Source organism: Mycolicibacter senuensis, from assembly GCF_003284925.1.
GTDB lineage: Bacteria > Actinomycetota > Actinomycetes > Mycobacteriales > Mycobacteriaceae > Mycobacterium > Mycobacterium algericum_A.
Map to the genome: position 1 here is coordinate 1 of NZ_QMEX01000298.1, position 1,330 is coordinate 1,330.

The window sequence follows — 1,330 nt, forward strand, 5'->3', positions numbered from 1 at the left end:
TGAATCCCCCCGGTGAGTCCGGAGGCTCCACTTCTTGTGAAGGATGGAGTCATGTCAGAAGGTTCTCCGCGTAGGTACCCGGCCGAGTTGCGTTCGCGTGCGGTGCGCATGGTTGCCGAGGTCCGTCACGAGTATCCGTCGGAATGGGCAGCGATCGAGTCGGTGGCGTCCAAGCTGGGGATCGGGACGGCGCAGACGTTGTTGAGCTGGGTCCGCAAGGACCAGGTCGATGCGGGCAAGCGCCCCGGTGTCACCTCCGAGATGGCGGAGGAACTGCGGAGGCTTCGAGCCGAGAACCGGGAGCTCAAGCGGGCTAACGAGATTCTGAAGTCGGCGTCGACTTTTTTCGCGGCGGAGCTCGACCGCCGGCCTCGTTGATCTGCACCTATATCGACCAGAATAAGGATCGCTTCGGTGTCGAGCCGATCTGCCGGGTGCTGAGCGCGCACGGCGTCAAGATCGCACCGAGCACCTACTACGACGCCCATGCCCGGGGCCGCTCGGCCCGAGCTGCCGCCGACGAGGACCTCAAACCCCAGATTCGGCAGGTGTTTGAGCGCAACTACGGGGTCTACGGGGCCCGCAAAGTGTGGCTGGCCCTCAACCGCGACGGTGTGGCAGTGGCCCGCTGCACCGTGGAACGGCTGATGCGCGACATGGGCCTGCGCGGGGCGCACCGGGGCAAGGTTCAGCGCACGACCATCCCTGATCCGCAAGGCGTCAGGGCCCGTGATCTGGTCCTGCGCCAGTTCAACCCGCCCGCACCGAACCGGCTGTGGGTGGCCGACATGACCTACGTGTCGACCTGGTCAGGGTTTGTCTACGCCGCGTTCGTCATCGACACCTACTCCCGGCGGATCGTGGGGTGGCGCACCTCGACATCGATGACCAGCGCGTTGGTGCTTGATGCGATCGAGCACGCCATCTGGACTCGCCAACGCGATGGGATCAGCGACCTGACCGGCCTGGTGCAACACCACGACAGAGGCAGTCAATACACCTCCATCGCCTACACCGAACGTCTGGCCGCAGCCGGAATCGACGCCTCAGTCGGCCGGGTCGGTGACAGTTACGACAATGCCGTCGCCGAAACCATCAACGGCCTGTACAAGACCGAACTGATCAAGCCCCGCGGCCCGTGGCGCACCATCGACCAGGTCGAAGTCGCCACCCTCGAATGGGTGGACTGGTTCAACCACCGTCGCATCAACAGCTACTGCGCCGACATGCCACCAGCCGAATACGAAGCCCTCTACTACAGTCAGCACCGAACCCAGAAAGTCACTGAGTTCTCAAACCCGTGAGCGTCCGGAAACGCCGGGGGGATTCA

The 1,330-nt window shown here is 64.1% G+C and carries 1 protein-coding gene and 1 other annotated feature; the gene reads left to right on the plus strand.

Annotated elements, in window-relative coordinates:
- Positions 1–51 precede the first annotated feature (51 nt).
- A protein-coding gene (locus DQP56_RS24265) for an IS3 family transposase (protein ID WP_234825817.1) occupies positions 52–1,304 on the plus strand; the annotation gives its coding sequence in 2 pieces (ribosomal slippage) (positions 52–340 and positions 340–1,304; 1,254 coding nt in all).
- Positions 339–467: a sequence feature (AL1L pseudoknot), on the plus strand. Its footprint overlaps the gene before it by 129 nt.
- Positions 1,305–1,330 lie beyond the last annotated feature (26 nt).